Source organism: Humidesulfovibrio idahonensis, assembly GCF_054657715.1.
This window is the reverse complement of record NZ_BAAHYE010000002.1, coordinates 52653-66831: the sequence shown is the minus strand read 5'-3', so window position 1 is coordinate 66831 and position 14179 is coordinate 52653. Positions and strand designations below refer to the sequence as shown.

Genomic DNA, 14179 nt, shown 5'->3' with positions numbered 1-14179 from the left:
TCACCCCTGGTTCCAAATGCCGCGCGCGGTTAGGCGCCGCCCTTCTTGCTCTCGCGCAGCACGCCTTCCAGCTCGTCGAAGCCGGGCCGGTCGTGGGCCGGAATGGCCCGCCGCGCGGATTCAAGGGCCATGGCCGGCGGCCAGCCCATGGCGAAGGCGTTCATGGCCGCCTTGACCACGTTGAGCTCCGTGGAGGTCTCCTTGACGACCGTGTCCATGATGGCCGCCAGCGGACCGGCGATGCCGTAGGACAAAAGAACGCCGAGGAAGGTGCCCACGAGGGCCGCGCCGATGGAGTGGCCCAGCACCTCGGGCGGCTCGGAGAGCTTGCCCATGGTGAGCACCACGCCCATGACCGCCGCCACGATGCCCAGCGCCGGAAAGGCGTCGGCCATGCGGTTCAGGTTGGTGGGGGCCTGGTGGGCGTCCTCGGCATGGGCGTCGATGTCGATGTCCATGAGGGCCTCGAACTCGTGGGGCTCCATGCTGGCCGCGGTGTAGGCCTTGAAGTTGTCGCAGATGAAATCGAGCACGGAGTGGTTCTTCAAAACAGAGGGCCTGTTGGTGAAGATCGCGCTGCCGTCGGGCTTGTTCACGTGGCCTTCCAGGGCGATGACACCCTCGCGCCGAGCCAGGGACAACAGATCGAAGAGCACCAGCAGAATGTCCATGTAGTCTTTCTTGCCCTTGGGCTTGCCAAGAAAGATGACCATGAGGTTCTTGCCGATGGTCATGTTGACCTTGAGCGGCGAGCCCACGAGCAGGGAGCCGATGCCGGACCCCAGAATGATGAGCAGCTCGACGGGCTGCCAAAGCACGTGCAGGTTGCCGCCCTCGAGCAGATACCCGCCGATGACGCATCCCAAAACCACGACAAGGCCTATGATCGCAAACATGACTACCCCTTGGCTCCGGACTTGGCGCAAGCTTCGTTGCGGCGGCTTCAGGCCTGTGGCCCGCGGCCCTTGTCCTTCGTTTCCGTGGTGACGTCGATCTCTTTCGGCTCGGACAGGCCGCGCTTGAAGTTGGCGATGGTCTTGCCAATCCCGTTGCCAAGCCCCGGCAGCCGCCCCGATCCGAACAGGACCAGGCCGATGATGACGACAAGGAGCAGACCCGTCACGTTCATGCGCAACTCCCTTGAGCCTCGCACGGGCAGGACGCTCCCCCACGGCCCGAAGCGATGCAAATTACGTACCTTTATGGCGCGGCGCTTCAAAAAGGCAAACATTGCCCGGACCGCGGCCTTTCGCAAAGCCTATCGTGCCCGGCCCGGCTTGGCAACCGGGAGGCCCTTGACAGATTCTTAACACAGGGCGTAAAAGTTTGGTTGCCGAATTCCGGGAGCGTTTCCCGGGAGCGGGGGAACCACATCCCTTGGGGCGCATCGCCGGACATCCGGCGTAGGACACCTTTCGGTCCGAGCCCGTCAGCTAACCTCGCAGGCGTCGAAGGGGAAGACCTCCGGTACAACGGGGCCATCCCCCCGTTTTCTATCGTACCGGAGGTATTTTTATGCCCACCGTCCATGTGGCCGTTTCACGGCCTCCCTTGCCTGTGGCTGTTCGCCGTGCGTTTTTCTGCCGTCTTGCCTGCAGTGCTGCCCGCCGCCTTTGCCGCGCGGGCCGGCGATAGGAGGCCAAGGCGATGACGCAGAACACTTCCTTTGGGCGCAAGGCCAAGGAATTCTTCCTCGGCAAGTCGCTGAACGTCAAAGACCAGTCGATCTTCCACAACCTTTCGCTCGTGGCGTTTTTCGCCTGGGTGGGCCTGGGTTCGGACGGCCTCTCGTCCTCGTGCTACGGCCCGGCCGAGGCCTTTCTGGCCCTGGGGCAGCACACCTTCCTGGCGCTTTTCGTGGGCCTGGCCTCGGTGGTCACCATCTTCGTCATCAGCGCCAGCTATTCGCAGATCATCGAGCTGTTCCCCTCCGGCGGCGGCGGCTACGTGGTGGCCAGCAAGCTGTTGAACCCGACGCTGGGCATGGTCTCGGGCTGCGCGCTCATGGTGGACTACGCGCTCACCATCACCCTTTCCGTGGCCAGCGGCGCAGACGCCATGTTCAGCTTCTTGCCCCCGGCCTGGACGGAGTTCAAGCTGCCCGCGGCCCTGCTCGGCGTGCTGCTGCTCATCGTGCTCAACCTGCGCGGCGTCAAGGAATCGGTGACGGCGCTGGTGCCCATCTTCCTGGTCTTCGTGCTCACCCACGCCTTTGTCATCGTCTATGGCCTGGGCACGCACATGGGCAACCTGCCGGCCATTGTGGCGCGCACCGCGGCCGACGCCGGCGCGGCCCACAGCCAGCTGGGCATGGTCGGCATGATCCTGCTCATCCTGCGGGCCTACAGCATGGGCGCGGGCACATACACCGGCCTGGAGGCCGTGAGCAACGGCCTGGCCATACTGCGCGAACCCAAGGTGCAGACCGGCAAGCGCACCATGACGTACATGGCCGTGTCCCTCTCGGTGACGGTCATGGGCCTGATTTTGGCCTATATTCTTTTCGGCGTGGCCGAGGTGAAGGGCAAGACCCTGAACGCCGTGCTCTTTGAATCCATCGCCCTCTCCTGGGGCGCCCCCGGCCAGGTCTTCGTGCTCGTGACGCTGATCTCCGAGGCGGCGATTTTGTTCGTGGCCGCGCAGACCGGCTTTCTGGACGGCCCGCGCGTGCTGGCCAACATGGCCATGGACCGCTGGTTCCCCACGCGTTTCGCCATGCTCTCCGACCGCCTGGTGACGCAGAAGGGCATCATCCTCATGGGCGGGGCCTCCCTTGTGCTCATGGTCCTCTCGCGCGGGTCGGTGGACCTCCTGATCGTGCTCTACTCCATCAACGTCTTCATCACCTTCGTGCTCTCCCAGTTGGGCATGGTGCGCCACTGGCTGCAAGTGCGCGGCCGCGAGCCCCACTGGAAAAAAGGCCTGGCCCTGAACGGCCTTGGGCTGGCCCTGTGCAGCTTCATCCTGGTCACGGTCACGGCCATCAAGTTCTTCGAGGGCGGCTGGGCCACCCTGCTCGTCACCGGCGCGGTGGCCGCCCTGGCCATCTACATCCGCCGGCACTACGACCAGACCTGGGGCATGCTGAGGAAGCTCGACGAGCTGCTGCCCGTGGTGGAGTCCGACGCGTCGTTCCTTTCGCCCGCGGCCGGGGCCGAGCAAGGCCTGGGCTGTGACCCCAAGGGCAAGACCGCCGTCATACTGGTGAACGGCTACAACGGTCTGGGCATCCACACGCTGCTCGGCATCCACAAGCTCTTCACGGGCGAGTTCCGCAACTTCGTCTTCGTGCAGGTGGGCATGGTGGACGCGGGCGTGTTCAAGGGCCTGGAGGAGATGGAGGCGCTCAAGACGCACATCCAGGCCGACCTGGACCGCTACGTGGACTTTGTGCGCTCGCGCGGGCTGTACGCCGAGGGCGTGAGCTCCGTCGGCGTCGACGTGGTGGAGGAGGTGGTGCGCCTGACCCCGGAGATACGCCGGCGCTTCCCCAAGGCCATCTTCTTCGGCGGGCAGCTGGTGTTCCCCAGCGAAACATTCTTCACCCGGCTCCTGCACAACCACATCGTGTTCGCCGTGCAGCGCCAGCTCTACCGGCAGGGGGTGGCCTTCGTCATCATGCCCATCCGGCTGTAGCCCTTAACCCCAAAGGATCGCCGCCGCACCCTCCTCCGAAAGCCGGGCGCGACGGTTTCCCCGGCGCCGGGCGGCGTCGCGCCACGACGGGCGCGGCGCTGTCCGGCGTCCCCATTCAGGCCCTGTCCAGGGTTCGGCCCCTTGCAGGCCGGGCATTCGGCGGGCAGCGGGCTGGCAGCGGGACCGGGCTTGACACGTTCTTTACACCCCAGGTATGATTCTCACTTGCCGAATTCCGGACCAACCGTCCGGGAGCGGGGGACCCAAATCCCCAATGGGGCGCAGCGCCGCACAAGCGGAGCCGGACACCTTTCGGTCCCAGCCCGTCAGCTAACCTCGCAGGCCGCGAAGGGGAAGACCTCCAAACTCATGGGGCCGTCCCGCATCATCCGTTTCGGAGGTATTTCCATGTCCCCTGCCCAACAGGCCGGTTCCGATTCCACCACAGCCGCTGACGCCCCGAACACCACGGCGGCCGGCGAACGCCCGGAGCGGAAAACCGCGCCCCAGACTCCGCCACAGGCCCCGCCGCCAGCCGCGGGCGAGCACGGCGGCGGCCACGCCAACGAACGCACCATGACCCTGGCCCTAGCCGCCCTCGGCGTCGTCTACGGCGACATCGGCACCAGCCCGCTTTACGCCGTGAAGGAATGCTTCCACGGCCAGCACGCGGTGCCCCTTCTGCCCGTGAACATCATGGGCGTGCTCTCGCTCATCGTCTGGTCGCTCATCATCGTGGTCAGCCTCAAATACGTCATGTTCGTCATGCGCGCCGACAACAAAGGCGAGGGCGGCATCTTCGCCCTGCTGGCGCTCATCAAGTCCTCTGTTGAGAAAAAGGGCAAGAAGCGCCACGCGCTGCTCATCTCCTCGGCCCTGTTCGGCGCCGCGCTGCTCTACGGCGACGGCATCATCACCCCGGCCATCTCCGTGCTTTCGGCCATGGAGGGCATGAACGTGGCCACGGACGCGGCCGAGCCCTTCATCCTGCCCGGCACCTGCCTCATCCTGGTGGCGCTGTTCTGGGTGCAAAAGCACGGCACGGAGCACATCGGCAAGGTCTTCGGCCCGCTGATGATCATCTGGTTCGCGGTCATTGCGGCCCTGGGCGTGCAGTCCATCATCACCCGGCCGGAGATACTGGCGGCCGTGAACCCCATGTACGCCTACTGGTTCTTCGCCGCCAACCACTGGCACGGGCTGGTGGTTCTCGGCTCCGTGGTGCTCTGCATCACCGGCGGCGAGGCCCTCTACGCCGACATGGGCCACTTCGGCCGCAGGCCCATCCGCATGTCCTGGTACGCCATCGTGCTGCCGGCCCTGGTGCTCAACTACTTCGGCCAGGGCGCGCTGCTTCTGGACAAGCCGGCCATGGCCTTCAACCCGTTCTTCGCCCTGGTGCCGGAGATTATGCTCTACCCCATGGTGGCCCTGGCCACGGTGGCCACGGTCATCGCCTCGCAGGCCATGATCTCCGGCGTGTATTCCCTGACCCAGCAGGCCGTGCAGCTGGGCTACTGCCCGCGCATCCGCATCATCAACACCAGCGCGGAGACCAAGGGCCAGATCTACCTGCCCGGCGTGAACAACGCCATGATGTTCGCCTGCATCGGCCTGGTGCTGGCCTTCAAGAGCTCCAGCGGCCTGGCCGGGGCCTACGGCATCGCCGTCACCGCCACCATGGCCATCACCTCGGTGATCTTCTTCTACGTTGTGCACACCCTGTGGCGCTGGCCCACCTGGAAGACCGCGCCGCTCATCGCCCTGTTCCTGGTGTTCGACATCACCTACCTGGGCTCCAACCTGCTCAAGATTCTGGACGGCGGCTGGTTCACCCTCACCGTCGCCGGGCTCATCATGCTGGCCATGGTGACCTGGCGCGACGGCAAGGCCGCCCTGAGCCACCAGTTCCAATCCATGGGCCTGCCCATGGACCTGTTTTTGAACAGCCTGGTGGCGGGCAAGCCGCCGGTGCGCGTGCCCGGCACGGCGGTGTTCATGTCCGTTTCGGCCACGGGCACGCCCATTACCCTTTTGCACCACTACAAGCACAACAAGGTGCTGCACGAGCAGATCCTGCTTCTGTCCATAGCCGTGGCCGAAACGCCCTTCGTGCCCGCCTCGCAGCGGCTGGCGGTCTCCAGCCTGGGGCACGGCTTCTTCCGGGTCATCGCCACCTACGGGTTCATGCAGACCCCGAACGTGCCCGACATCCTCGACCAGGCCAAGGGCCACGGGCTCGCGGCGGAGCTCATGAACACCACCTTCTACCTGGGACGCGAGAGCCTGCTCACCGGCGGCGGCGCCAAGATGATGTCCTGGCGCAAGAGCCTGTTCGCGTTCATGTCGCGCAACGCCTGGAACGCTACGACATTCTTCGGCATTCCGCCTGGACGCGTGGTGGAGCTGGGCACCCAGGTGCAGTTGTAGCCCGCGCAAGTCGAAACCAGGGCGCGTCCTGGCCTTTACCCCGGGGCCTGGACGCGCTATGAGCCCTTTCGGGACATTTCCCCGGACGAGGCCCATGCAGCACCCGACCCCCGCACCAGCACGGCACAGAGGCCGCCCATGACCGGACGTCCGGCGTCGCGCCTCTCGCCGCTCCCCTATTTCGTCGCCTTTGTGGCGGCCCCCTTGGCCATTCTCGCGGGCAGGCTCGCGGACAAGGAGGCGCTGGCGCGCAGCTTCGGGCTTTCCGGCCTGGCGCCGTGGCTGGCCCTCTCCGGTCTGGCGGTGCTCACGTCCCTGTACGCGGGGGTGACCACCCGCGCCAAAAGCGGCCGCGCCTTGTGGCCGGTGCCGGCCCTTGGCCTGGTTTTGGCCGTGGCGGCATGGCTGCTCGCGCGCGGTCTGGCCCTGGTTTTGCTTCAGGCGGAGGACTACGCGCCCCTGCTGGACGAAGTGCGCCTGCCCGCCCTGGTCCTTTTCGCCGCGCTGTGGGCCTGGAGCTTCGGCGCGCCGCGGCGCGAGTCTTTGGCGCGCGCGGGCGCGGCGCTGGGCGCGCTGGTGGTGCTCGACTTTCTGCTCACGGCCATCATGGCCCGCGGCCTTGTGCCCGGCGGTGGCGTTCTCTTCGGCGACGCGCCGGCCACGGCCGACGCCCTGGGCTTTCTGCTCTGCACGGCCCTGTGCGCCACCGTGGACGACCTGCCCGAGGCCGGCGTGCCGCGCCTGGCGCGCTGGCTCATCCTGGCCGGCCTGCTGGCCTCTGGCTCGCGCGTGGGGCTGGCCGCCGGCGCGCTGCTCTGCCTGTTCTTCGAGCGCGGACGCCTGGGCAACCGCGCGGCCATGGCCGCCGCCTGCATCCTGGCCATCTGGATATCGCTCATTTTGCCCCTGCAGCACGGCCTTGGCGGCGAGGAGCTCGGCCTCGACTGGTATTATTCCGCCACCATGGAGGCCCTGGACCAGGACCCGCGCGCCCTGGCCGTTGGCCTGCCCCTGGACGTTCCCCTGGCCCTGGCCATGCCGGAGTTCCAAGGACTTGTGTGGGACGCGGAGGCCGACGGCCTGCCCGTGTCCGTGTTCCAGATCCCGTCCTCGACCCTGCGGCTGCTGGCCGGATGGGGCGTGGGCGGGCCGCTGCTCGTTTTCGGGGCGGCTCTTTTCTGCGCCTTGCGCGGCCGCAGGCGCTTCGGCTTCGGATTGGCGCTGACGACCGTGCTTTGCGCAACGCTAGCCCCGGTGCTGCACATTCCGGCCACGGCGGCCGCCCTGGCGCTGGCCCTGCTTTCCGCCGCGCGCAAGCCCGACGCCGCGCAGCCCAAGGCGGCAGCGCAAACGGATCCCGCGCAGGCGGCCGGAGCCACGGGCGCAGGCGGCGCCACGACCCAGGAGCCGGCGCAGGCGCAAGCGACGGAAGCACAGGAAGCCCGGCCCACGCAGGCTCCAGAGTAATCAACAAACCAAGCGGGCCTTCTGGCAGCCTGACGCGGAGAGAATCATGACGGCATATCCCCGGCTCACCGCAGCCATCAAAAATTGTGTTCCCACTCCGGCCTTCAAACGCGGCTTAACGCGCGCCATGGCCGGAGCAGCCCTGGCCTGCGCCTTGTGCGCCCTGCCCGGCCAGGCTTTTGCCGCCATCACCGACGACGCGGTGCTGAAGCGCATGGACTCCGTGCTGGAAGAAAACGCCCGCCTGCGCGACGAGGCCTGGAAAGCCCGCAAACACGGCCACGAAGCGGCCAAGCAGGCCGAGCAGGCCCTCGACGCCTCGGACGACCGCGTGGAGAAGACCCGGGTGGAAGCCCTGGCCCATGTGGCCGGCGTGAGCCCCGCCCAGGTGGAGGGTTTGCGCAAGGAAGGCCGCTCCTGGGGACAGGCCGCCGGAGACCTCGGCGTGCACCCCGGCTTTTTGGGCGTGGGCAAAACGCCCCTGTACGCCTCCATGCCCAAGCACGCCAAGGCCCAGGGCGATGCGGCCCCGGCCAAGGTGAAGCGCGGCAAGAAGGGCAAGGCCAAAGCCGACGCCGCCGTGGAAAGCAAGCCCGCCGGCAAAAAGGCCAAGGTCAAAAAATCCGCCAAGCCCCAGGCCGAGCCGCAGAAAAAACGCAAGAAAGCCAAGCAATAGTCCCTACGCCGCCAGCGTGCGCCCACATTGACGCCCTTTGCCAATCCTGCTACGTGTACGTAGAGGTGTAAACTGAGCGTTACCGAGTGTCCTGGCGGCTTTTCCGCCTGCACATCGGCGCCCTGCCTCCCGCAACCGAGAGGAGATGCTCCATGGCGCAAGAAATTGGCTCCGCAAAGGCGATCCACGGCCATGTGACGGCGGCTGGCCCCGGCGGCAGCCGCGATCTTTCCCTCGGCAGCCCTGTCTTCAAGGGCGACACGATTGCCACGGACAAAGGCTCCGCGGGCTCCATCCAATTCCTCGACAAAACCGTGCTGAACGTGGGCGAAGGCTCCAAGGTGAGCCTCGACCAGTACGTGTATGACGCGTCCAAGGGCTCGGGCCAGGTGCTGTTCAAGATGGCCCAGGGCACCTTCCGCACGGTCACGGGCGAAATCGTCAAGCACAACCCGGAATCCTTCAAGATGCAGAGCCCGCTGGCCACCATCGGCATCCGCGGGACGGAAACCGGCCATGTGGTGCCCGGCGAGGGCCAGAGCCAGGGCTCGGAAAGCCACCTGGTCATGGTCTTCGACGGCAAGCCCGTCATTGTCCAGCCACTGGGCGGCGGCGCCTACCAGATTTTGGCCCAGGCCGGCGTCAAGGTCGAGGTGGGCAAGTTCGGCGCGGGCCCCGTGGTGGTCATGACCCCGCAGGAATACAAATATTTCCAGTCCCTCACCACCAGCGGCGTGCAGCAGGGCGCCCCCACGGACACCTTGTCGCCGCAGACCCAAGGCAGGGACGCCAAGGTGCAGGCCGCCCAGGCGGCGGCGACGAAGGCCACGGCGGAGGCCCAGGCCAAGGCCGCGGCCGAGGCGGCGGCCAAGGCCGCGGCGGCGGCGGCGGCAAAAGCCGCGGCGGATGCCGCGGCCAGCGGCAATCCCGAGGCCAAGGCCGCGGCCGACGCGGCGGCAAAGGCAGCGGCCGACGCCGCGGCAAAGGCGGCGGCCGAGGCCAAGGCAGCGGCGGAAGTCGCAGCCAAGGCGCAGATGGAGGCTCTCGCCGCGCAGCAGGCCATGGCTCTGGCCGACGCGGCGGCAAAGGCAGCGGCCGAGGCGGCGGCAAAGGCAGCGGCGGATGCCCTGGCCCAGACGCAGACCATGACCCTCGACCCGGGGAGCATCATCAGCTTCTCCACCTCCCCGCAGGGCACCGTCACCGTCACCGTCACCAGCCCCACCGGCACCACCACGACCACCACGGTGCCCGTCGTGGTTTCGGGCCAGGCGCAAGAGCAAGCCAACAACCAGCACGAGACCGACCCCCTCAACAACTACACGCCCCCCGTCGTCACCCCGAACAACAGCCTGGACCTCTCCTCCAGCCCGGCGGGCGTGCACGTCTTTCTCGACAGCGGGTATTATTACACCGCGGGCGATCCGGGCCATTCCATCAACATTTCTCCAGACATAGTGAACGTCAACGGCTCCAGCCACGACGACATGATCTACGGCAACGACAGCGCCAACGCCATTTCCGGCAACGACGGCAACGACGTCATCTACGGCATGGGCGGCAACGACTCCATCTACGGCGGAGACGGCAACGACTACATCGACGGCGGAACCGGCACCAACTATCTGGCCGGCGGCGCAGGCAACGACACCATCATCGGCGGCTCGGGCGCGGACGCCATCGACACGGGCCTCGGCCTGGACAGCGTTTCCGCCGGGGACGGCAACGACGCCATCTTCGTCGGCACGGACCTGAACGGCCAGGACACCAACGGCAACACGGTCTACGACACCATCGACGGCGGCGCGGGCGTGGACACCCTGTACGTCACCGACCGGGACGACGGCCACGGCATCGACCTGAGCCATGTCACGGGCATCGAGAACATCGTGTTGGGCGACGCCAACACAAGCATCACCTATCCCGCCAACCACGCCGACTCGGTCGAAGGCGGCGTCATCACCATCGACGCGCGCGCCCTCGCCGCCGAGCACTCCCTCCACTTCGACGGCAACAACGCGGAGATCGCCTTCCGCGTCATGGGCGGCGCAGGCAACGACTCCATCACCGGCGGCGCGGGCAACGACACCATCGAGGGCATGCTCGGCAACGACACCCTGGCGGGCGGCGGCGGCACAGACACCCTGAGCTACGCCCACGCCACGGCAGGCGTCACCGTGAACCTGCAGCACGGCACGGTCAGCGGCGGCGAGGGCAACGACATGGTCAGCGGGTTCGCCAACGTCATCGGCTCCAATTTCGCCGATACGATCATCGCCCACGCCGACGGCGGCGTCTTGACCGGCGGCGCGGGAGCGGACACGCTCATCGGCGGCGCAGCCCAAGACACCTTCGTCTACAACGCCCAAAGCGACCTAGCCACGGGCGAGACCATCACCGCCACCGCGAGCGACACCCTGCAGGCCACCGCCTCCATCGACTTCCGCGGCTACAGCGGCATCAAGGACTTCGGAACCATCAAGCTCACCGGCGACGGGCTGCACGTGATTTTCGACCGCGACCAGCTGCTGGAGCAGGACACGGTCACGTTCGAGCACGGCGGCGCCCATACGGCCGACACCCTGAGCGTGTACATGGACACGGGCAACACCACCGTGGACGCCTCGTCCGCGTCCATCACCGGCGACATGGAGGGCGACACGCTGCAAATCTTCGGCAGCACCGCCGCAGACACCATCACCGGCGCCTTCTCGGTCAGCAATTACATCGCCGGCAACGCGGGCAACGATTATCTGACGGGCGGCTACGCCAGCGACACCCTGGAGGGCGGCGCGGGCAACGACACCCTGGACGGCGGCGGCGGCAGCAACATCATCAGCGGCGGCGACGGCAACGACTCCATCATCGGCAGCGGCGGCAACGCGACCATCAGCGGCGGCGACGGCACGGACACGCTGAGCTACGCCTCGCTGCAGTACGATGACGGGGGGACCGTGTACCCGGACCTGACCATCACCGCGGGCGCAACGGCCGGGACCGGCACGGTGGACTTCTCCGTGACGATCCACGGCGACATGACCATGATCAACGATTACGAACAGTCGTACACCGGCATCGAGTCGCTCATCGGCGGCGGCGGCAACGACACCTTCGTCGGCAGCGCGGGCGCAGATGTCTTCGACGGCGGCGGCGGCAACGACTCCATCACCGGCGGCCTGGGCAACGACACCCTCTCCGGCGGCTACGGCGACAACATCATCAACGGCGGCGCGGGCGCGGACCAGCTTTACGGCGCGGGCGGGGGCATAAACACCTTCATCTTCAACACCGGCGACGTGGCCGCGGGCGAAACCCTGACCTTCGCCAACGGCAACACGGACATTCTCCAGGTGAATTCCAGCACGGACTTCTCCAACCTGAACAGCATCACCATCGAGGGCTCGCAGTCCACCGACAAGATCCTGCTCAACGGCGACGGGGTGTCCGCCATCTTCAACGCCGCCACCCTGGCCCACTCGCCCACCATCACCTGGGAACTCATCGGCTCCACGGGCATTCAGACCCTGACATTGAACGGCACCAGCGCGGCCGACACCATCGACCTGAGCGACATGACCCTGACCAATTGGACGAGCGGCAAGGACTCGATCATCATCAACGGAGCGGCCGGCGCCGACACCATCACCGGCTCCTCCGGCGACGACGTCATCCGCGGCGGCGCGGGCGCGGACATCATCCACGGCGGCGCGGGCAGCAACCTGCTGGACTACAGCCAGGACACCGGCAGCCACTCCACGGCCATCTATGACAACAGCGGCACGTACACCATCATCGACGGCGGCGGCGCCCACGACACGGTGGACCACATCAGCGGCCTGATCCTGCACGATCAAACGTCCACTTTCAGCACCGACGCCAATTCCGAGCTCAGCGACGCCTCGCTCACGGCCCTCACCGGGTCCAGCTCCGGCACCTTCAGCCTCGACGGCTCGCACCTGGCGGCCGGCCACACCCTCACGGTGGACGGCTTCGGCGTCTCCAACTTCACCCTCGCCATCACCGGCGGCGCGGGCGCGGACGTCATCCACGGCGGCGGCGCGGACGACACCCTGACCGGCGGCGCCGGCGGGGACACCCTGGACGGCGGCATCGGCAACAACACCCTCGATTATTCAAGCGAGACGGGCGGCGCGGCCATCCACATTGTGGACGGCACCCACATCACGGACACCTTCGGCTACACGGACACCATCGGCGACGGCACCTACGGGCACGCCAACAACATCACGCTGAACGACGTCAGCTACACCGGTGCCGACAAGATGACCCTGACCGACTCCATCGTGACCGGACTGCAGGATCACGACGTGCAGGTCTTCACCGTCGACGGCTCGCACCTGACCGCCGGGCACGGCCTGTATGTGGACGCGGCGGGCGTGGGCTTTCATCAGCTCAACCTCATCGGCGGCGCGGGCGATGACACCTTCGTCGTCTCGCCGAGCACCGACGTTCCGGCGGACCACTTCACCGGCGGCGCGGGGTACGACACCCTGGACTACACGCCCTTCGCCGGGCACATCGCCTTCAACTATGACTCCTCCGCGTTCATCCGCTGCAACGGAAACGCGGACGATTTCGTCTCCGGCATCGAGAAGGTTGTGCTGAACGCCGCGAACTACACCGGCGGCAACGCCCTCACCGTCACCGACGACTTCATGAACTTCATGTTCGGCGCGGGCCAATCCACCTTCACCGTCGACGCCACGCACGTGGACGACGACCCCGGCTCCTCCGGCAGCGCCTACGGCGTGGTGATCGACGGCAGCGGGCTCTCGGCCGAGCACGACCTCATCGTCATCAGCGGCCCCGGCGCAGACACCATCACCGGCGGCGGCGACGGCGGGCACACCATCGTCAGCTACGAAAACGCCACCGACGACCTGAACGTGAATCTGGACGCGCAGTCCACCACCCACGTGGAAACATACCTCGGCGGCGACGACACCCTGGTCAACGTCAACGGCGTCATCACCGGCAGCGGCAACGACAACATCCAGGCTGTAGGCGGCGCCAACTACTACCTGGACGGCGGCGCGGGCGACGACACCATCAGCGGCGGCGACGGCGCAGACATGCTATACGGCCAAAGCGGCACGAACCACCTGGAGGGCCGAAGCGGCGACGACACCCTCTTCGGCGGTCTGGGCGACAACAGCATGGACGGTGGCGACGGCAACGACACGGTGGACTACTCCGGCGCGGAGTATGCCGTCACCGTGCGCCTGGGCGACGGCTACACCCATGTGTGGAACGGCACCACCACCATCTTCTCCGACGTGCTGAGCAGCATCGAGAACATCGTCGGCTCAAGCCACGACGACACCCTGTTCGGCGACGGGAACGCCAACATCATCAACGGCGGCGCCGGAAACGACACCATCGTCGGCAACGGCGGTGACGACACGCTCTTCGGCGGCGCAGGGGCAGATGTGTTCCACTTCAACACCGACAGCAGCAAGGTGCATGTCGAGGACTTCGTGCACGGCACGGACACCATCCAGCTCGACATCAGCCAGTCTTCCGCCTTCTGCGCCATGAGCAACGGCTGGAGCTTCAGCACCGTCAGCGACGGCACGAGCCATTTCGGCACCACGGACAAGGCTTGCCTGATTTACGACACCAGCGACCACACCCTGTACTACGACGCCAACGGCGTGAGCGGAAACGACGGCGTCGCCGTGGCCCAGTTCACCAACAACGCCACCATCACCCAGGCGGACATACACACCACCACCACCACGCCCACGGGCCACTAGGCCGCGCAAGACAAACAACAAGGCCGGGCCGGGGAAGCATCCCTGGTCCGGCCTTTTGCTGGCCTTGGCGCAAAATCGCGGCGAACGTCATGAAGCGGCAAGGCGCGCGGCGAGGCGCCAGGCGCGGAAACACGGCGGCCCCGAACGCCTGCCCGCCGCGTGGCCGGAACAGGCGGGACCGGGCAGCGCAGCG

At 66.9% G+C, this 14179-nt stretch carries 7 protein-coding genes and 2 riboswitches; of the genes, 5 read left to right on the top strand and 2 right to left on the bottom strand.

Annotated features, from left to right (window positions below):
* Positions 1 to 29: 29 nt before the first annotated feature.
* Positions 30 to 896, bottom strand: a complete 867-nt coding sequence (gene motA / locus ACYQ4W_RS00550; protein WP_459851617.1) for a flagellar motor stator protein MotA — start codon at positions 894 to 896, stop codon at positions 30 to 32.
* A 47-nt stretch (positions 897 to 943) separates the two neighbouring features.
* A complete protein-coding gene (locus ACYQ4W_RS00545; protein WP_459851615.1) occupies positions 944 to 1129 on the bottom strand; it encodes a twin-arginine translocase TatA/TatE family subunit in 186 nt (61 codons plus the stop codon).
* Positions 1130 to 1321: 192 nt separating this feature from the next.
* Positions 1322 to 1463, top strand: a riboswitch (cyclic di-AMP (ydaO/yuaA leader).
* Positions 1464 to 1647: 184 nt separating this feature from the next.
* Between ACYQ4W_RS00545 and ACYQ4W_RS00540 the strand changes: the two genes are divergently transcribed.
* The 5 genes from ACYQ4W_RS00540 to ACYQ4W_RS00520 all read left to right on the top strand — a co-directional run bounded on the left by ACYQ4W_RS00540 (position 1648) and on the right by ACYQ4W_RS00520 (position 13986).
* On the top strand, positions 1648 to 3636 hold the full coding sequence (locus tag ACYQ4W_RS00540) for an APC family permease (protein WP_459851613.1): 1989 nt from the start codon (positions 1648 to 1650) through the stop codon (positions 3634 to 3636).
* 216 nt (positions 3637 to 3852) lie between these two features.
* Positions 3853 to 3996: riboswitch (cyclic di-AMP (ydaO/yuaA leader) on the top strand.
* Between the two features lie 48 nt (positions 3997 to 4044).
* Positions 4045 to 6066 (top strand): potassium transporter Kup, encoded by a 2022-nt coding sequence (locus ACYQ4W_RS00535; protein ID WP_459851611.1) that lies wholly within the window; start codon positions 4045 to 4047, stop codon positions 6064 to 6066.
* A gap of 138 nt (positions 6067 to 6204) precedes the next feature.
* Positions 6205 to 7533, top strand: a complete 1329-nt coding sequence (locus tag ACYQ4W_RS00530) for a hypothetical protein (protein ID WP_459851609.1) — start codon at positions 6205 to 6207, stop codon at positions 7531 to 7533.
* 46 nt (positions 7534 to 7579) lie between these two features.
* Complete coding sequence (locus ACYQ4W_RS00525) at positions 7580 to 8209, top strand: hypothetical protein (protein WP_459851606.1); 630 nt, start codon at positions 7580 to 7582, stop codon at positions 8207 to 8209.
* Positions 8210 to 8361: 152 nt separating this feature from the next.
* Positions 8362 to 13986, top strand: coding sequence for a FecR domain-containing protein (locus ACYQ4W_RS00520; protein WP_459851603.1), 5625 nt, complete (start codon positions 8362 to 8364; stop codon positions 13984 to 13986).
* Positions 13987 to 14179: the final 193 nt, after the last annotated feature.